At 68.8% G+C, this 17,065-nt stretch carries 17 protein-coding genes; 13 read left to right on the forward strand and 4 right to left on the reverse strand.

What is annotated here, in order from left to right; translation table 11 throughout:
- The first annotated feature begins 6 nt into the window (after positions 1–6).
- From atpE to AS029_RS08805, 12 genes are all read left to right on the forward strand, one after another.
- The gene (atpE, locus tag AS029_RS08750; RefSeq protein ID WP_043360904.1) at positions 7–240 is read left to right on the forward strand and encodes a F0F1 ATP synthase subunit C; all 234 of its coding nucleotides are present in this window, start codon (positions 7–9) and stop codon (positions 238–240) included.
- Between the two features lie 34 nt (positions 241–274).
- Positions 275–835, forward strand: a complete 561-nt coding sequence (locus AS029_RS08755) for a F0F1 ATP synthase subunit B (protein WP_058232208.1) — start codon at positions 275–277, stop codon at positions 833–835.
- Positions 835–1,623, forward strand: coding sequence for a F0F1 ATP synthase subunit delta (locus AS029_RS08760; protein WP_058232209.1), 789 nt, complete (start codon positions 835–837; stop codon positions 1,621–1,623). The genes AS029_RS08755 and AS029_RS08760 overlap by 1 nt, the downstream gene beginning before the upstream one ends.
- Positions 1,624–1,685: 62 nt before the next feature.
- Positions 1,686–3,317 (forward strand): F0F1 ATP synthase subunit alpha, encoded by a 1,632-nt coding sequence (gene atpA, locus AS029_RS08765; protein WP_058232210.1) that lies wholly within the window; start codon positions 1,686–1,688, stop codon positions 3,315–3,317.
- A gap of 24 nt (positions 3,318–3,341) precedes the next feature.
- Positions 3,342–4,241, forward strand: coding sequence for a F0F1 ATP synthase subunit gamma (locus AS029_RS08770; RefSeq protein WP_058232211.1), 900 nt, complete (start codon positions 3,342–3,344; stop codon positions 4,239–4,241).
- 22 nt (positions 4,242–4,263) lie between these two features.
- Positions 4,264–5,712, forward strand: coding sequence for a F0F1 ATP synthase subunit beta (gene atpD, locus AS029_RS08775; protein ID WP_058232212.1), 1,449 nt, complete (start codon positions 4,264–4,266; stop codon positions 5,710–5,712).
- A gap of 1 nt (position 5,713) precedes the next feature.
- Positions 5,714–5,974, forward strand: a complete 261-nt coding sequence (locus tag AS029_RS08780) for a F0F1 ATP synthase subunit epsilon (RefSeq protein ID WP_058232213.1) — start codon at positions 5,714–5,716, stop codon at positions 5,972–5,974.
- 71 nt (positions 5,975–6,045) lie between these two features.
- Entirely contained in the window at positions 6,046–6,795 is a 750-nt protein-coding gene (locus AS029_RS08785; protein WP_058232214.1) for a YaaA family protein, read from the forward strand.
- A gap of 101 nt (positions 6,796–6,896) precedes the next feature.
- Positions 6,897–7,553, forward strand: coding sequence for a hypothetical protein (locus tag AS029_RS08790; protein ID WP_058232215.1), 657 nt, complete (start codon positions 6,897–6,899; stop codon positions 7,551–7,553).
- A gap of 90 nt (positions 7,554–7,643) precedes the next feature.
- Positions 7,644–8,624 carry an aldo/keto reductase gene (locus tag AS029_RS08795; protein WP_058232216.1) on the forward strand — a complete coding sequence of 327 codons (981 nt, stop codon included), beginning with the start codon at positions 7,644–7,646 and terminating at the stop codon, positions 8,622–8,624.
- Positions 8,625–8,715: 91 nt separating this feature from the next.
- On the forward strand, positions 8,716–9,489 hold the full coding sequence (locus AS029_RS08800; protein ID WP_058232217.1) for a PP2C family protein-serine/threonine phosphatase: 774 nt from the start codon (positions 8,716–8,718) through the stop codon (positions 9,487–9,489).
- Between the two features lie 67 nt (positions 9,490–9,556).
- Positions 9,557–11,089 (forward strand): APC family permease, encoded by a 1,533-nt coding sequence (locus AS029_RS08805; RefSeq protein WP_058232218.1) that lies wholly within the window; start codon positions 9,557–9,559, stop codon positions 11,087–11,089.
- A 7-nt stretch (positions 11,090–11,096) separates the two neighbouring features.
- Here the strand turns inward: AS029_RS08805 and AS029_RS08810 are convergent, their stop codons facing one another.
- A complete protein-coding gene (locus AS029_RS08810) occupies positions 11,097–12,077 on the reverse strand; it encodes an asparaginase (protein ID WP_058232219.1) in 981 nt (326 codons plus the stop codon).
- 92 nt (positions 12,078–12,169) lie between these two features.
- On the opposite strand from AS029_RS08810, the gene AS029_RS08815 reads away from it, so the two are divergent.
- Entirely contained in the window at positions 12,170–12,640 is a 471-nt protein-coding gene (locus AS029_RS08815) for an OsmC family protein (protein ID WP_058232220.1), read from the forward strand.
- A 114-nt stretch (positions 12,641–12,754) separates the two neighbouring features.
- Here AS029_RS08815 and glpK read toward each other — a convergent pair whose 3' ends face one another.
- The 3 genes from glpK to AS029_RS08830 form a co-directional block, all read right to left on the reverse strand.
- On the reverse strand, positions 12,755–14,266 hold the full coding sequence (glpK, locus tag AS029_RS08820) for a glycerol kinase GlpK (RefSeq protein ID WP_058232221.1): 1,512 nt from the start codon (positions 14,264–14,266) through the stop codon (positions 12,755–12,757).
- Between the two features lie 101 nt (positions 14,267–14,367).
- Complete coding sequence (locus AS029_RS08825; RefSeq protein WP_058232222.1) at positions 14,368–15,117, reverse strand: MIP/aquaporin family protein; 750 nt, start codon at positions 15,115–15,117, stop codon at positions 14,368–14,370.
- 123 nt (positions 15,118–15,240) lie between these two features.
- Positions 15,241–16,959, reverse strand: a complete 1,719-nt coding sequence (locus AS029_RS08830; RefSeq protein ID WP_058232223.1) for a glycerol-3-phosphate dehydrogenase/oxidase — start codon at positions 16,957–16,959, stop codon at positions 15,241–15,243.
- Positions 16,960–17,065: the final 106 nt, after the last annotated feature.

Genomic DNA, 17,065 nt, shown 5'->3' on the forward strand with positions numbered 1-17,065 from the left:
AAACCCGTGGACGCAACTACGGTTCTCGCCCAGGTCACCGGTAACGTCGCCACGATCGGCTACGGCCTCGCCGCCATCGGCCCCGCCATCGGTGTGGGCATCGTCGTCGGCAAGACGATCGAGGGCGTCGCCCGTCAGCCCGAGCTCGCGGGCCGCCTGCAGGTCCTGATGTTCATCGGTATCGCCTTCACCGAGGCGCTCGCCTTCATCGGTATCGCGACCGGCTTCATCTTCACCTGATCCGGCCGCTCTCGACTCACTGTAAGGAGACAGGATGCTGAACGCTCTTGTCACACTCGCCGCGGAACCCGCGGGGGAGGCGGCGCACAACCCGCTGATCCCGGCGTGGTACGACATCATCTGGTCGGCCGTGTGCTTCGTCGTCATCGCCCTCGTGGTGTGGCGCGTCGCGCTGCCGCGTATGGCGAAGCTGCTCGACGAGCGCAGTGCGGCCATCGAGGGCAACATCGCCAAGGCCGACGAGGCCCAGCGACAGGCCGAGGCCGCCCTCGAGCAGTACACCGCTCAGCTCGCCGAGGCGCGCCGCGAAGCCGGTGAGATCCGCGAGTCCGCCACCCAGGACGGTCGCAAGATCGTCGCCGAGGCGCGCGAGAACGCTGCCGCGGACGCCGCGCGCATCACCGCATCCGCCCACGCGCAGATCGAGGCGGAGCGTCAGACGGCCCTCGTCCAGCTGCGCTCCGAGGTCGGTACCCTCGCGGTCGACCTGGCCGGCAACGTGATCGGCGAGACCCTGACGGACGACGCCCGCGCGAACGCCGTGGTCGACCGCTTCCTCGCCGAGCTCGAGGCATCCGAGAAGGCGGCCAAGTAATGGGCAGCGCGACCACTCAGGCCCGGACCGCGACGTCGGAGGCCCTCGCCTCCACGTCCGGCGTCGATCTCGACGTCGCGCGCGAGCTGTTCGCGGCCGTCGCCGCCGTGAGCGGATCGTCGCAGCTGAGCGGCGCGCTGTCCGACTCGTCGGTGCCGGCCGACGCCCGGGCAGGGCTGGTGTCGGCGGTCTTCGGCCCGTCGTACAGCCCCGTCACCGTCGGACTGCTGAGCGACGCGGCACGGCAGCGCTGGTCCAGCGCAGCCGAGTTCGTCGAGGGCCTCGAAGAGCTCGCCGTCCGCGCGACCGCGGTCGCCGAGACGGGCGACATCGAGGCGGAACTGTTCTCGTTCTCCCGCACCGTGGCCACCAACGGCGAGCTCGAGCTCGCACTGGGCGGCCGCATGGGCGGCGCCTCGGCCAAGGGCACCCTGGTCTCGACGCTGCTCGACGGCCGCGCGAGCGCCGGCACCGCCCTGATCGTGTCGTCGCTCGTGGAGCACGCCCGCGGCCGTCGTGTCCGCGCACTGCTGCGCCGAGCCGAGCGGCTCGTCGCCGACCAGCGTTCGCGCATCGTCGCGACGGTGTCGGCGGCCGCGCCCCTGAGCGCGGAGCAGCAGACCCGTCTGCAGAACGCTCTCAGCGCCCGTTACGGTTCAGCGGTCACGCTGAACACCGTCATCGACCCGACGGTGGTCGGCGGACTGCGCGTGCAGGTCGCAGACGACGTCATCGACGCGAGCGTGTCCGCACGTCTCGCGGATCTCCGCCAGCGGATCGCAGGCTGAAGACTTTCCGCCCGTCAGGGTGTGGATCTGGGGGCCATGAGCCCCACGAACGAAGGAAGACAATGGCAGATCTCTCTATCAGCCCCGACGTCATTCGTGACGCGCTGAAGGACTTCGTCACCGCCTACGAGCCCACCGGCGCTGCGGCGACCGAGGTCGGCGCCGTCGTCGACGCGGCCGACGGCATCGCTCACGTCGAGGGCCTTCCCGGCGTCATGGCCAACGAGCTCATCCGCTTCGCGGACGGCACGCTCGGCCTCGCGCAGAACCTCGACGAGAACGAGGTCGGTGTCGTCGTACTGGGCGAGTTCTCCGGCATCGAAGAGGGCCAGAGCGTCACCCGCACGGGCGAGGTGCTCTCGGTCGGCGTCGGCGACGGCTACCTGGGCCGCGTCGTCGACCCGCTCGGCAACCCGATCGACGGTCTCGGCGAGATCGCGACCGAGGGCCGTCGCGCCCTCGAGCTCCAGGCTCCGGGCGTCATGCAGCGCAAGAGCGTGCACGAGCCCCTGCAGACCGGCATCAAGGCGATCGACGCCATGATCCCCGTCGGCCGCGGCCAGCGCCAGCTCATCATCGGCGACCGCCAGACCGGCAAGACGGCCATCGCGATCGACACGATCATCAACCAGAAGGCCAACTGGGAGTCGGGCGACGTCAACAAGCAGGTGCGCTGCATCTACGTCGCCATCGGCCAGAAGGGCTCGACCATCGCCTCGGTGAAGGGCGCCCTCGAGGACGCCGGTGCGATGGAGTACACCACCATCGTCGCGGCCCCCGCGTCCGACCCCGCCGGCTTCAAGTACCTCGCCCCCTACACCGGTTCGGCCATCGGCCAGCACTGGATGTACGGCGGCAAGCACGTCCTCATCATCTTCGACGACCTGTCGAAGCAGGCCGAGGCCTACCGCGCCGTGTCGCTGCTCCTGCGCCGCCCGCCGGGCCGCGAGGCGTACCCCGGCGACGTGTTCTACCTGCACTCGCGTCTGCTCGAGCGTTGCGCGAAGCTGTCCGACGAGCTCGGCGCCGGCTCCATGACGGGTCTCCCGATCATCGAGACCAAGGCCAACGACGTCTCGGCGTACATCCCGACCAACGTGATCTCGATCACCGACGGCCAGATCTTCCTGCAGTCCGACCTGTTCAACGCCAACCAGCGTCCCGCGGTCGACGTGGGTATCTCGGTCTCGCGCGTGGGTGGCGACGCCCAGGTGAAGTCGATCAAGAAGGTCTCGGGAACCCTGAAGCTCGAGCTCGCGCAGTACCGCTCGCTCGAGGCGTTCGCGATGTTCGCCAGCGACCTCGACGCCGCCTCGCGTCGTCAGCTCGCCCGCGGTGCACGTCTGACCGAGCTGCTCAAGCAGCCGCAGTACTCGCCGTACCCGGTCGAGGAGCAGGTCGTCTCGATCTGGGCCGGCACCAACGGAAAGCTCGACACCGTCGAGGTGTCGGACGTGCTGCGCTTCGAGCGCGAGCTGCTCGACTACCTGCGTCGCAACTCGACCGTGCTCGACACGCTGCGCGAGACCAACGTGCTCGGTGACGACACGCTCGCGGAGCTCGAGCAGAAGATCGATGCGTTCGCCAAGGAGTTCCAGCCCGGCAAGGACCAGAGCGTCGTCGGCGCCGAGAAGGTCGACGCCGCCGAGGCGGAAGACGTCAACCAGGAGCGGATCGTCAAGGGCCGTCGCTGATAGCGACGACACGAGAACGGAATCATGGGCGCACAACTGCGGGTCTATAAGCAGAAGATCAGTTCTGCTCAGACGACCAAGAAGATCACGAAGGCGATGGAGCTCATCGCGGCCTCGCGCATCCAGAAGGCGATGGCGCGTGTGCGCGCGGCATCGCCCTTCGCGCGGGCCGTCACGAACGCCGTCTCCGCCGTGGCGACCTACTCGACCGTCGACCACCCGCTGACGACCGAGCGCGAGAACATCCGCCGTTCGGCCGTGGTCATCTTCACCTCCGACCGCGGCCTCGCGGGCGCGTTCAACTCGCAGATCCTCCGTGAGGGCCTCGAACTGAGCGAGCTGCTGCGATCGCAGGGCAAAGAGGTCGTCTACTACCTCGTGGGTCGCAAGGCCGTCGGATACTTCCAGTTCCGTCGCATGCCGAGCGCCGCGCAGTGGGTGGGCGACACCGACACCCCGCAGTTCTCAACGGCGGAGGAGATCTCGGATGCCGTGCTCGAGGCGTACCGCGCGGGTGGCGAGAACGACGGCGTCGACGAGATCCACCTCGTCTACAACCGCTTCGTCAGCATGATGACCCAGTCGCCCGAGTCGATCCGCCTCCTCCCTCTCGAGGTCATCGAGGCGGATGCGGCACCGGCGCAGTCGGAGGTCTACCCGCTGTACGAGTTCGAGCCCGACGCCGAGACCGTGCTCGACGCGCTCCTGCCGACGTACGTGCAGAGCCGCATCTTCAACGCCCTCCTGCAGTCGTCGGCCGCGAAGCACGCCGCGACCCAGAAGGCCATGAAGTCGGCCAGCGACAACGCCGACAAGCTCATCACCGACTACACCCGTCTGCGCAACAACGCGCGTCAGGCGGAGATCACGCAGCAGATCGCCGAGATCGTCGGCGGCGCCGATGCCCTGGCATCCGGCAAGTAAGTTCCCAAGGAGAGAAGAAGCCATGAGCCTCACCGCCGAGAAGACCGACGCGGCCGTCGTCGGACGCGTCGCGCGCGTCACCGGCCCGGTCGTCGACATCGAGTTCCCGCACGACGCGATCCCCGAAATCTACAACGCGCTGAAGACCACCATCACGATCGGTGACGAGTCGACCGAGATCACGCTCGAGGTCGCACAGCACCTCGGTGACGACCTCGTGCGCGCCATCGCGCTGAAGCCGACCGACGGCATCGTCCGCGGCCAGGACGTGCGCGACACCGGCGGCCCCATCTCGGTGCCCGTCGGCGACGTCACCAAAGGCAAGGTCTTCGACGTCACCGGCGAGGTGCTCAACGGCGCCCCCGGCGAGACGATCGAGGTCACCGAGCGCTGGGGCATCCACCGCAAGGCGCCGAGCTTCGACCAGCTCGAGTCCAAGACCGAGATGTTCGAGACCGGCATCAAGTCGATCGACCTCCTCACCCCGTACGTGCAGGGTGGAAAGATCGGCCTGTTCGGCGGTGCCGGCGTCGGCAAGACCGTCCTCATCCAGGAGATGATCCAGCGCGTCGCGCAGGACCACGGTGGTGTGTCGGTGTTCGCCGGTGTCGGCGAGCGCACCCGTGAGGGCAACGACCTCATCGGCGAGATGGAAGAGGCGGGTGTCTTCGACAAGACCGCCCTCGTGTTCGGCCAGATGGACGAGCCGCCGGGAACGCGTCTGCGCGTCGCCCTGTCGGCCCTGACGATGGCGGAGTACTTCCGCGACGTGCAGAAGCAGGACGTGCTGTTGTTCATCGACAACATCTTCCGCTTCACGCAGGCCGGCTCCGAGGTCTCGACGCTGCTCGGCCGCATGCCGTCCGCCGTGGGGTACCAGCCGAACCTCGCCGACGAGATGGGTGTGCTCCAGGAGCGCATCACCTCGACCCGCGGTCACTCGATCACGTCGCTCCAGGCCATCTACGTGCCCGCCGACGACTACACCGACCCGGCCCCGGCGACCACGTTCGCCCACCTCGACGCCACCACCGAGCTCTCGCGCGAGATCGCGTCGAAGGGTCTGTACCCCGCGATCGACCCGCTCACCTCGACGAGCCGCATCCTCGACCCGCGCTACATCGGTGCCGACCACTACCGCGTGGCCACCGCCGTGAAGCAGATCCTGCAGAAGAACAAGGAACTGCAGGAGATCATCGCGATCCTCGGTGTCGACGAGCTCTCCGAGGAAGACAAGATCGTCGTGTCGCGTGCCCGTCGTATCCAGCAGTTCCTCTCGCAGAACACCTACATGGCAAAGAAGTTCACCGGCGTCGAGGGCTCCACGGTCCCGATCAAGGAGACGATCGAGTCGTTCGACGCGATCGTCAAGGGCGACTTCGACCACGTCGCCGAGCAGGCGTTCTTCAACGTCGGCGGCATCTCCGACGTCGAGGCCAAGTGGGCGCAGATCCAGAAGGAGAACGGCTGACATGTCGTTGCGCGTGAGCCTGGTGTCGGCAGACGCCGAGGTGTGGACGGGGGAGGCCTCGCTCGTCGTGGCCAAGACCGTCGAAGGTGAGATCGGCTTCATGCAGGGGCATGAGCCGGTGCTCGCGATCCTCGCCCAGGGCGAGGTGCGCATCACCCGCACCGACGGCACGAAGATCCTGGCCAACGCCGAGGACGGCTTCCTGTCGATGGCGAACGACGAACTCACCATCGTCGCCGGAAACGCAGCTCTCGTCTCCTGACGCCGCTTCATCGCCGACGCGCGTCGCCCGGTTCTCCGGGCGGCGCGCGTCGTTCTTTTCCCGGAGATCGCATGCTCGTTCTGCTTCCCCCGTCCGAGACGAAGCGCCCCGGGGGCGACGGCGCGCCGCTCGATGTCGCGGGCCTGACGTTCCCCACGCTCAGCGCTCCGCGCGACGCCGTCATCGACGCCCTCATCGCGCTGTCGGCCGACGCGGAGAACGCGGCGCGGGTGCTCAAGCTCAGCGCCAAGCGTCGACACGAGGTTGCCGACAACGCCGCGCTCCGCACCGCGGCGACGACGCCCGCGATCGACCGGTACACCGGCGTGCTCTTCGACGCCCTCGATGCGGCAACCCTCGACGCCGACGCGCGGTCATGGATCGGCGCGCACGTGGCGATCCACTCGGCGCCCTTCGGTCCCGTCGGTGCGCTCGACGGCATCCCGGCGTATCGGTTGGCGGCGGGGACGTCGCTTCCGGGCGTGCCGGCCCTTCGGCGCGTCTGGGCCGACGCCGTGGCCTGCGCGTTCGCGGAGGCCGCGCCCGGTTTCGTCCTCGACCTCCGCTCGGAGGCGTACGTTGCTCTCGGTCCGCTCCCGTCGAGCGTCCGCTCGGTCTACGTGCGTGTCGTGACCGACACGGAGGAGGGAGCGGTGCGCGCCCTCAACCACTTCAACAAGCACGCGAAGGGGGCTTTCGTTCGCGCGCTCGCCCGCGACAGGCCCACGGTCGAAGGTCTCGCCGATCTGCGTGCGTGGGCCGATTCCGCCGGCTGGAGGCTCATCGACGGACACGAGGGTGAAATCGCTCTGGTCGTGTAACGAGAAAGCCCGAGCTTTCAGGATTCTTTCAGCCTCGCTACCATGTGAGCGCACGGGGCGCACGGACGCTTCGTCGCGCACTCGTCGGGAAAGGAATCCACATGAGTGATTCGTCTTACACGTACGACGACGGAAGCGGGCTCGCCGCCCTCGCCTTCCTCATCGTCCTGCTGCCCCTCTTGCTCATCAGCCTCTTCGCGGGCTACATCATCTCGTCGTTCTTCCTCCTGAAGATCTTCGAAAAGGCCGGCGTGCAGGGCAAATGGCGCGCCTGGGTGCCCATCTACAACACGCTCGTGGCGGCCAAGCTCGGCGATGTCTCGCCCTGGGCCTACCTCATCGTCGTCGTCGGCGCGAGCGTGCTCAGCAACATCCCCGTCATCGGCTTCGTGTTCGGGCTCGTCGCCGTCGCGGCGAGCGTCGTCGTCGCGTGGCGGATCGGGCTGAAGTTCGGCAAGGACTGGCCGCTGCTGCTGCTATGGCTCATCCCGGGCGTCGGAACGCTGATCTGGCTCGGCATCCTGGCCTTCGGCTCCGCGCGCTGGAACCCGGCCATCGCCCCGGCACCGTGGGCGAACACCGTCGCGGCCGACAAGACGGTCTGGGACGGCGTCCCGGTGCAGCCGGGTCAGCAGGTCAGCGGTCCCGGCTACGGGGGACCCGGCTACGGCGGGCCCGCAGCTCCGCCCGCATCCGGCATGACGCCCCCGCCGGCGCCCGGCACCACGCCGCCGCCGCCCGCACCGCCGCAGTACTGATCGAGCCGAGGGCCTCCCGTTCCGATGGGAGGCTCTCCGCGTCGGTCGCGGCCGGGAGCCCGTGGCATCCACGGGGGTTACCGTGGGGGGATGACGTCTGCGCCGCTTCCTCTTCGTCCGGTGGGCCGGTCCGGTCTGCGCGTGTCCGCTGTCGGTCTCGGCTGCAACAACTTCGGCCGGACGGGTACCGTCACCGAGACCCTCGACGGCACCCGTGCGGTCCTCGACGCCGCCATCGAGGCGGGGGTGACCTTCCTCGACACCGCCGACATCTACGGCAAGTCGTTCGGGCTGTCCGAGACGCTGATGGGGGAGGCGCTGCTCGGTCGCCGTGACGAGGTGGTGCTGGCCACGAAGTTCGGGCATTCCGACCTCGCCCCCGCCCTTCCGGGTGGAGCGAAGGGTTCCCGCGCGCACGTCCGTCGTGCGGTGGAGGAGTCCCTCCGACGCCTGCGCACCGACTGGATCGACCTGTATCAGCTGCACACGCCCGATCCCACGACCCCCGTCGACGAGACCCTGGACGCGCTGGGCGACCTGGTCCGCGAGGGGAAGGTGCGCTACGTCGGTCACTCCAACTTCTCGGGCTGGCAGATCGCCGAGGCCGATGCGGCCGCGTCGGGCGTGCGCTTCGTGTCGGCGCAGAACCAGTACAGCCTGCTCGCCCGCGCCGCGGAGCGCGAGGTGCTGCCCGCGGTCGAGCACTTCGGGCTCGGCTTCCTGCCCTTCTTCCCCCTCCACAACGGGCTGCTCACCGGCAAATTCACACGTGAGGGCGGGCCGGACGGCAGTCGCATCATGCGCCAGCGTCCCCATCTCTGGAGGGACGCCCCGTGGGACGCGCTGGAGCGGTACCGCGACTTCTGCGACGCACGTGGCATCACCATGCTCGAGGCGACCTTCGGGTGGTTCCTCGCGGATGTGCGCGTGTCCAGCGTGATCGCCGGCGCAACGACCGCGGAGCAGGTGCGCGCGAATGCCGCGGCCGCGACCGCCTGGACTCCGGATGCCGCGGACCTCGCAGCGATCGACGGCATCCTGGGTCTTCCCGCCGACCCGGCGGCGGGCTGACGATGAACCCGGGTCGCGCGCGGGCGTCTACTAGGATGACAGGGCCGCGCGCTTCCGCCGGCGCAGTCGTCGGCCAACCGGAGGATCGTACGTGCCCGAGGTGACCACCCATACGCGCAGCGTCCCGCTGGGTCGGACGACGCTCGAGTTGTCGTGGGCCGCCGGCACCGACACCGGCCGTCGGCGCGAGGTCAACCAGGACGCCCTCCTCGCCGAGTTCCCCCTCTTCGTCGTGGCCGACGGCATGGGCGGGCACCTGGGCGGCGAGATCGCCAGTGCCAGCACCGTCGATCGCCTGCGTGCCGTCGTCGACAGCGGCGCGGTGTCGACGAAGAACATCGAGAAGGCGCTGTCACGCGCGGTGAAAGACATCGTCTCCCACCCCGAGACGACCGACGAGGGCACGGGCACCACCCTCACCGGCGTCTACCTCGAGACCCACACCGAAGAGCCGCACTGGGTGACGTTGAACATCGGCGATTCGCGCGTCTATCTGTTGCGCGACGACGAGATCGTGCAGGTCACCACCGACCACTCGGTCGTGCAGGAGCTCATCGCCGCCGGGCGCCTGAGTCCGGAAGAAGCCGAGAACCACCCGTACGGCAACGTCATCACCCGCGCCGTCGGACCCAGCGACAGCGTCAAGCCCGACTATCTGCGACTCGACGTGCTCGACGGCGACCGCTTCGTCATCTGCTCCGACGGCCTCACGAAAGAACTGACCGATTTCGGCATCCGTCACTTCCTCGAGGCGAATGTCGACCCCGCCGCCGCCGTCGAGTCGATGATGGCCGCGGCCCTCGAGAACGGCGGGCGCGACAACATCACCATCGTCGTGCTCGACGTCTCACGCAGCGACGCCTGACCGCAGGAGCCCCCGCGGGCGGAAGCGCCGCTTGACCGCGACGCGGCCCGAATCCTACGTTCGGCACATGACTGCTGCACCCGAACGCACAGCCGGCAAGGGCCTCGCCACCGGAACGCTGGGACTCTGGGGCTCGACCGTGATCGGTCTGGCATCCACCGCCCCGGTTTACTCCCTCGTCGCGACACTCGGCTTCGTCGTGCTCGCCGTGGGGGCCTCGGCTCCGATCGCGTTCATCATCGCCTTCATCCCCATGCTGTTCATCGCCTTCGCGTACCGCGAGCTGAACAACGCCGTCCCCGATTGCGGCACGACGTTCACCTGGAGCACCAAGGCGTTCGGACCGTGGATCGGGTGGATGGGCGGCTGGGGCGTCGCGGTCGCGGGAATGGTGGTGCTGGCGAACCTGTCGCAGATCGCGGGCGTGTACCTGTGGTCGCTGGTCGGCGACGGCTCGCTCGCCGAGAACGCCCCTCTCGTCACCGTCACCGGAGTGGCCTTCATCGCCGCGATGACCTTCATCAGCTACCGCGGCGTCGAGATCGGCGAACGGGTGCAGAACATCCTGCTGGCCGTCCAGTACCTCGTGCTGGCGCTGTTCGTCGTGCTGGCCCTGTGGAAGTTCTTCGACGGAACCGCCCCGAACCCCACCCCCTTCGACATCGGCTGGTTCAACCCGTTCGGCTTCGACGACTTCAGCGGCTTCACCGAGGCGGTGCTGCTGGCCCTCTTCATCTACTGGGGATGGGACACCTGCCTCGCCCTCAACGAGGAGACGAAAGACCCCACGCGCATTCCGGGCCGTGCGGCGCTGCTCACCACGGTGATCCTGCTCGGCACCTACGTCACGGTGACGGTCGCGGCGATGATGTACGCCGGCGTGGGCGAGGACGGTGCGGGGCTGTCGAACCCCGACAACGCGGAGGACGTGTTCCTCGCCCTGAAAGACGGACTGTTCGGACCGTTCGGCTGGGTGCTCGTCGTGGCCGTGCTCATCTCGGCGGTGTCGTCGACCCAGACGACGATCCTCCCCACCGCCCGCGGCACGCTGGCGATGGCGGCGTACAAGGCGCTGCCCGCGCGCTTCCGCAGCGTGCACCCGCGGTACCGCACTCCGTCGTTCTCGACGCTGGTCATGGGCGTCGTCGCCAGCGTGTACTACGTCGGCATGACGATCATCAGCGACGACATCCTGCAGGACTCGATCCTGTCGCTGGGGCTCGCGATCGCCTTCTACTACGCCCTCACCGGCTTTGCGTGCGTGTGGTTCTACCGCCGCGACCTGTTCACCTCCGCGAAGAACCTGCTCGTGCGCGGCATCCTGCCCCTCCTCGGCGCGGTCATGCTCACCCTCGCCTTCGTGCAGTCGGCGATCGACATGTACGACCCCGAGTACGGCAACACCGTGCTGCTCGGGGTCGGGGGCACCTTCGTCGTGGGCATCGGGGCGCTCGCCATCGGCGTCGTCCTCATGCTGATCTGGTTCGTCTTCCCCGGGGCGAAACCCTTCTTCCGCGGCGAGAGCCTGAACCGCGACACCGCCGTGCTCGTCCCCGACGAGCCGATCGCCTATCCGCGATCGGTGGACGGCGGGATCTGAGGAGTCCTCAGACCGCGGCGCGGATCGCGCCGACCTCGACGCCTCCGCCGAGGACCGACAGCGGCAGGTGCGCCACCGTGTCGGCCACCGCCTCGGCCGTGAGCGCGCCGGCGCGCTCGAGAAGCCGAAGGGCGACGACGTGACCGGCGCGGTTCGACCCGTCGAGCATCTTCAGCGCGACCGTCGTGCCGTCGGGGGCCGTCATGACCTGCACACCCTCGGCACCCATCTTGCTGAACACGCCCAGGCGCTCGATCACGACGGTGTCGGGGCGGCCCGGGCCGTCGATCGTCCAGGGGTGCTCACGCACGGCGCGCACGAGGGTGCCGGCGCTGCGGTGCAGAGCGAAGGGGGAGCGCTCGGACGACGTGGCGATGCGCTGGATCGCACGGGCCAGCCCCACCAGGCTCATCGCGTAGACCGGGGCGCCGCAGCCGTCGATCGCGGTCGTGGTCAGCCGCTCGCCGACGAGCCGCTCGATCACCTCGCGGATGTGCACCTGCAGCGGGTGCTGCAGGTCGAGGTAGTCCCCGGTCGGCCACCCGTTCGCCACGCACGTCAGCAGCATCGCGGCGTGCTTGCCCGAGCAGTTCATGCGCAGCGGTGACGGTCCGCCGTGATCGCGCACCAATTCGTCGCGAGACGCCGTGTCGGTCGGCCATGCGGCCGGGCACCCGAGGTCGTCTTCGGTCAGGCCCGCCGATTGCAGGATGCCGCGGGCCACCTCGGCGTGCCGGTCGGTGCCGCAGTGGCTCGCCATCGAGATCGCAAGACGCTCGTCGGCGAGGTCGACGCCGGCCGACAGACAGGCCAGCGCCTGCAGCGGTTTCATGCTCGATCGGGGGAGGAACGGGGCGGACGGGTCGCCGAGAGCGAGCGTCTCGGACCCGTCGGGGGCGAGCACGACCGCGACGCCGTGGTGCCGTGACTCGATGAATCCGTTGCGGTCGACGACAGCGAGCTCGGCGAATGCGGGGGGCGTGGGCATCCCTCCATGGTATCCCGGCGGTCGTGCGACGACGGGGTGGGACTGCCTCGCGCGGCGCCCCGCCCGGGCGCGGCACGGGGCAGACTGAGGGGATGAACGGAGAGCATCACTACCGCCTGCGCTCGACCTGGACCGGCGATCGGGGGAGCGGCACGAGCGGCTACCGCGACTACGACCGTGCCGTCACGCTCGAGGTCGACGGCAAGCCCGCGATCGCGGCATCCGCTGACAAGCCCTTCCGCGGCGATCCGGCCAAGTGGAACCCCGAGGAGCTGCTGCTCGCGGCTCTCAGCGAATGCCATCTGCTGTCGTACCTGCACGCCTGCGTCACGACCGGTGTCGTGGTGACGGCGTACGAGGACGACGCGAGCGGCACGATGCAGGAGGACGGCAACAGCGGTGGTGCCTTCACCGAGGTCGTGCTGCGTCCCCGCGTGCGCGTGGCCGAGGAGTCGATGGTGGAGGCGGCGCGGGCGGCGCACCGGCAGGCGCGGGAGTGGTGCTTCATCGCCAACTCGGTCAACTTCCCCGTGCGTCACGAGCCGGAGATCACGGTCGGCTGAGGGCACGCGGCATCCGGGTGCCGCGAGCTCGGGCGTCCGGCGGGTGACCAGCCCCTCGGGAACGGGAAACCCCGCCGGCAGGGGGCCGGCGGGGTTTCGTTCGTGCTGCGGTGCTCAGCGCACGTCGTCGTCGATCCAGTCCATCGACTTGGTGACGGCCTTCTTCCACAGACGGAGCTCGCGCTCGCGCTCGTCGGCGTCCATGCGTGGCTCCCAGCGCTTGTCCTCCTGCCAGTTGGCGCGCAGGTCGTCGAGGTTGTCCCAGAAACCGACGGCCAGGCCCGCGGCGTAGGCGGCACCGAGCGCGGTGGTCTCGGCGACGACCGGACGCACGACCGGCACGCCCAGGATGTCGGCCTGGAACTGCATCAGCGCATCGTTGGCGGTCATGCCGCCGTCGACCTTCAGCTCCTCCAGGTCGACGCCCGAGTCGGCGTTGACCGCGTCGAGCACCTCGCGGGACTGGAAGGCGGTGGCCTCGAGAGCCGCGCGGGCGATGTGGCCCTTGTTGACGTAGCGCGTCATGCCGACGATCGCGCCGCGGGCGTCGGAACGCCAGTAGGGCGCGAACAGGCCCGAGAACGCCGGCACGAAGTACACGCCGCCGTTGTCGTCGACGCTCGATGCCAGGGCCTCGACCTCGGGGGCCGAGGAGATGATGCCGAGCTGGTCGCGCAGCCACTGGATGAGGGACCCTGTGACGGCGATCGATCCCTCGAGGGCGTAGCGGGCGGGCTGGTCGCCGAGCTTGTACCCGAGGGTCGTCAGCAGGCCGTTCTTCGAGTGGACGATTTCTTCGCCGGTCTGGAAGATGAGGAAGTTGCCCGTGCCGTAGGTGTTCTTGCTCTCGCCCGGGTCGAAGGCCGCCTGGCCGAACGTCGCGGCCTGCTGGTCGCCCAGGATGCCGGCGATCGGGGTCTCGCGCAGCAGGGACGAGGACTCGACGGTGCCGTAGACCTCGGACGAGGAGCGGATCTCGGGGAGCATCGAGGCGGGGACGCCGAAGTCGGCGAGGATGTCCTCGCGCCACGACAGCGTCTCGAGGTCCATGAACAGCGTGCGGCTGGCGTTTGTGACGTCGGTGGCGTGCACGCCGCCGTCGGTGCCGCCGGTGAGGTTCCACAGCACCCAGGTGTCGGTCGTGCCGAACAACAGGTCGCCGGCCTCGGCCTTCTCGCGGGCCCCGTCGACGTTCTCGAGGATCCAGACGATCTTGGTGCCCGAGAAGTAGGTCGCGAGCGGCAGGCCGACGATGCTCTTGTAGCGCTCGGGATCGCCGTCGGCGAGACGGTCGACGATGGACTGCGTGCGCGTGTCCTGCCAGACGATGGCGTTGTAGACCGGCTTGCCGGTGTTCTTGTCCCACACCACCGCGGTCTCGCGCTGGTTGGTGATGCCGACGGCGGCGATGTCGTGGCGGGTGATGTCGGCGCGGCTGAGGGCCAGGCCGATCACCTCCTGGGTGTTGCGCCAGATCTCGAGCGGGTCGTGCTCGACCCAGCCCGCGCGGGGGAAGATCTGCTCGTGCTCCTTCTGTCCGACGGAGACGACGCTCCCGGACTTGTCGAAGATCATCGCGCGCGTCGAGGTCGTGCCCTGGTCGATGGCGAGGACGTAGTCGGCCATGGATGGACTCCTTTGTCTTATGGGAAATGGGGAAGGGTGAAGCGAAGGGCGGGGGCGGCGGGAATCGGTCCGAGCCCGACGCCCCCGAGGAGAGTTCTGCGTCAGATTCCCAGCAGGACCGGGGCCAGCAGACCCGCCAGCAGACCGCCGACGAGGGGCCCGGCGACCGGGACCCAGGAGTATCCCCAATCGCTGCCGCCCTTGCCCTTGATGGGCAGGATCGCGTGGGCGATGCGGGGGCCGAGGTCGCGGGCAGGATTGATCGCGTAGCCCGTCGGGCCACCGAGGGAGGCGCCGATGCCGACCACCAGCAGGGCGACGGGAAGGGCGGAGAGGCCGCCGATTCCCTGCGGGACGCCGACATCCGCCACGCCGTAGGAGCGGAAACCGAAGATCACGAAGACCAGGACGAAAGTGGCGATCACCTCGGTGAGGAAGTTGAAGCCGTAGGAGCGGATGGCGGGGCCGGTGGAGAAGACGCCGAGCTTGGCGGCGGGGTCGGGCTCGTCATCGAAGTGCTGCTTGTAGGAGGCCCATGCGAGCACAGCGCCGATGATGGCACCGACCATCTGACCGGCGACGGCCACGATGAACTGGAGGAACGAGATGTCCTGATGCACGAGCAGGCCGATCGACACGGCCGGGTTCAGCTGCGCTCCCGAGTAGAAGGAGACGATGACACCGGCGAAGACCGCCAGGCCCCATCCCCAGTTGACCATGAGGGTGCCACCGGCATTGCCCTTGGTCTTGGCGAGAGCCACGTTGGCGACCACGCCGCAGCCCAACAGGATGAGCATCGCGGTGCCGACCACCTCCGAGAGGAAGTACAGCCCCAGGTTCACTTCTTGCATGTCGTCATTGACCTTTCTTCGGTCACCCGGTCAACTTCGGCGCGGGTGATGTTATGCGGCTCAGTGATCTGAACCTACGACCGGCGTGCGGGCGCGCAACAGATGGCGCGCCCGCACGTTCTCTCAGATTCGAGCGACCCCGGCCTGGGCCAGATCGACGCGGTGCGACGCGCGGAGGATCTCGGTCGTGCGGGAGACCTCGTCGTCGACGCGCTCGGCGTCCCAGCCGAGGGGCCCTGCGACGGCCTCCGCGACCTCCCGCAGCGTGCGGTCGGTCATGCCACCCACGAACGCGAGGTGCGTCCGGCGCAGAAGCACGTCGATCAGGTGAACGACCTGTTCGTTCTCGGCGATCCAGGCGAGCTCCTCGCGGTAGTAGCCGGGAGCGTCGGGGACCGGCGTCGGCTCGGTGGGGAGTGCGGCGAGGATCGCGTCGGCGCGCGTGCCGTAGCGCTCGAGCATGGCATCCACGAGCTCGGTGCTGTGCGCATTCGTGCGCGTCGAGACCCAGCGGCGGCGCTGCTCGGGCGAGGCGGGGAATCCGGCGCCGCCGCCGATCGGCAGGCCCTGCGTGCTCACGCGGTGCGGGCGACGCAGCTTCTGCAGCGTCTTCATGCTGAGGTGCTCGGCGAGGGCGCGGAAGGTCGTCCACTTGCCGCCGACCAGGCTCAGGGCGGGGACGCCGGCGATCTCGTCCTCGACGATGCGGTAGTCGCGCGACACGAACCCGGGGGCGGTGTCGTCGTGGCGGGGGAGCGGACGGATGCCGGAGAACGTGTAGACGATCTGCGAGCGGTCGACCTCGATGCTCGGGAAGACGTGGCCGATGAGGTCGAAGAAGTACGCGATCTCGTCGTCGGTGCACACGACCGGCTTCGCGGGATCGGCGTCGATGTCGGTCGTGCCCACGAGGACGCGGTCCTTCAGGGGGTAGATGAGCACGATGCGGCCATCGGAGTGCTCGAAGAAGATCTCGCGTCCGCCCGTCGCGGCCAGCAGCTCGGGGTTGTCGAGCACGATGTGCGAGCCCTTGGTGCCGCCCATGAACTGCGTCTTCAGGCCCATCGCCGCGTTGGCGAGGTCTGTCCACGGGCCGGCGGTGTTGAGGATCACCTTCGCCTTGACGCTGAACTCCTCGCCGGAGACCTCGTCGCGCACGCGCACACCGTTCGCGTCGGCGCCGACGGCCGAGACGTAGTTGACGGCCTGGGTGCGGCCGGCGCCCGCCTCGATGCCGTCGCGCAGCACATCGAGGGCGATGCGCTCGGGGTCGTGCATCGAGGCGTCGAAGTAGGTCGCGGTGTACGCGAGGTCGGGGTTGAGCTGGGGCAGCTCGGCGAGCGACTTCTTCTTGCCGAGGAACTTGTGCCGGGGGACCGAGCCGCCGTCGCGCGAGAAGGTGTCGTACATGATCAGGCCGACCTTGATCAGCAGAGCGCCGCGCTCGTTCGGCTTGCCGCGGCCGTGGGTGACCAGCAGGCGGAAGGGGGCCGAGAGGATGCCGGAGAACGTCTTGTAGATCGGGATCGTCGTCTCGAGCGGCTTGACGTAGTGCGGCGCGGTCTTCAGAAGATCGTTCCGCTCGGTCACGGCTTCCTTCACGAGGCGGAACTCGCCGTTCTCGAGGTAGCGGATGCCGCCGTGCACCATGTGGCTGGAGGCGGAGGACGCACCGGAGACGAAGTCGCCGCGCTCGACGAGGGCGACCCGCACGCCCTGCAGGGCGAGGTCGCGGAGGGTGGCGAGGCCGTTGATGCCCCCGCCGATGATCAGGACGTCGAGGTCTTCGGCGTCGCGGAGCGCCTGCACATCGGCGCGGAGCGGAGTTGCGGGGGACGACATGTCGACTGCGACCTTTCGTTGTGGATACCCGTCGAGGATGCGCCTGTCTGCACGTTGTTGCAAGCCCCTTGAACAAACGTGCAGAATGATGTCCATGAAGGCGACG

This window comes from Microbacterium enclense (genome assembly GCF_001456955.1).
In the GTDB taxonomy this organism is placed as follows: Bacteria; Actinomycetota; Actinomycetes; order Actinomycetales; family Microbacteriaceae; genus Microbacterium; species Microbacterium enclense.

Bases quoted from the DNA above. Each gene is read 5' to 3' on its own strand.
- AS029_RS08755 (WP_058232208.1), top strand. From the start codon at position 275: ATGCTGAACGCTCTTGTCACACTCGCCGCGGAACCCGCGGGGGAGGCG.
- AS029_RS08760 (WP_058232209.1), top strand. From the start codon at position 835: ATGGGCAGCGCGACCACTCAGGCCCGGACCGCGACGTCGGAGGCCCTC.
- atpA (WP_058232210.1), top strand. From the start codon at position 1,686: ATGGCAGATCTCTCTATCAGCCCCGACGTCATTCGTGACGCGCTGAAG.
- AS029_RS08770 (WP_058232211.1), top strand. From the start codon at position 3,342: ATGGGCGCACAACTGCGGGTCTATAAGCAGAAGATCAGTTCTGCTCAG.
- atpD (WP_058232212.1), top strand. From the start codon at position 4,264: ATGAGCCTCACCGCCGAGAAGACCGACGCGGCCGTCGTCGGACGCGTC.
- AS029_RS08780 (WP_058232213.1), top strand. From the start codon at position 5,714: ATGTCGTTGCGCGTGAGCCTGGTGTCGGCAGACGCCGAGGTGTGGACG.
- AS029_RS08785 (WP_058232214.1), top strand. From the start codon at position 6,046: ATGCTCGTTCTGCTTCCCCCGTCCGAGACGAAGCGCCCCGGGGGCGAC.
- AS029_RS08790 (WP_058232215.1), top strand. From the start codon at position 6,897: ATGAGTGATTCGTCTTACACGTACGACGACGGAAGCGGGCTCGCCGCC.
- AS029_RS08795 (WP_058232216.1), top strand. From the start codon at position 7,644: ATGACGTCTGCGCCGCTTCCTCTTCGTCCGGTGGGCCGGTCCGGTCTG.
- AS029_RS08805 (WP_058232218.1), top strand. From the start codon at position 9,557: ATGACTGCTGCACCCGAACGCACAGCCGGCAAGGGCCTCGCCACCGGA.
- AS029_RS08810 (WP_058232219.1), bottom strand. From the start codon at position 12,077: ATGCCCACGCCCCCCGCATTCGCCGAGCTCGCTGTCGTCGACCGCAAC.
- AS029_RS08815 (WP_058232220.1), top strand. From the start codon at position 12,170: ATGAACGGAGAGCATCACTACCGCCTGCGCTCGACCTGGACCGGCGAT.
- glpK (WP_058232221.1), bottom strand. From the start codon at position 14,266: ATGGCCGACTACGTCCTCGCCATCGACCAGGGCACGACCTCGACGCGC.
- AS029_RS08825 (WP_058232222.1), bottom strand. From the start codon at position 15,117: ATGCAAGAAGTGAACCTGGGGCTGTACTTCCTCTCGGAGGTGGTCGGC.
- AS029_RS08830 (WP_058232223.1), bottom strand. From the start codon at position 16,959: ATGTCGTCCCCCGCAACTCCGCTCCGCGCCGATGTGCAGGCGCTCCGC.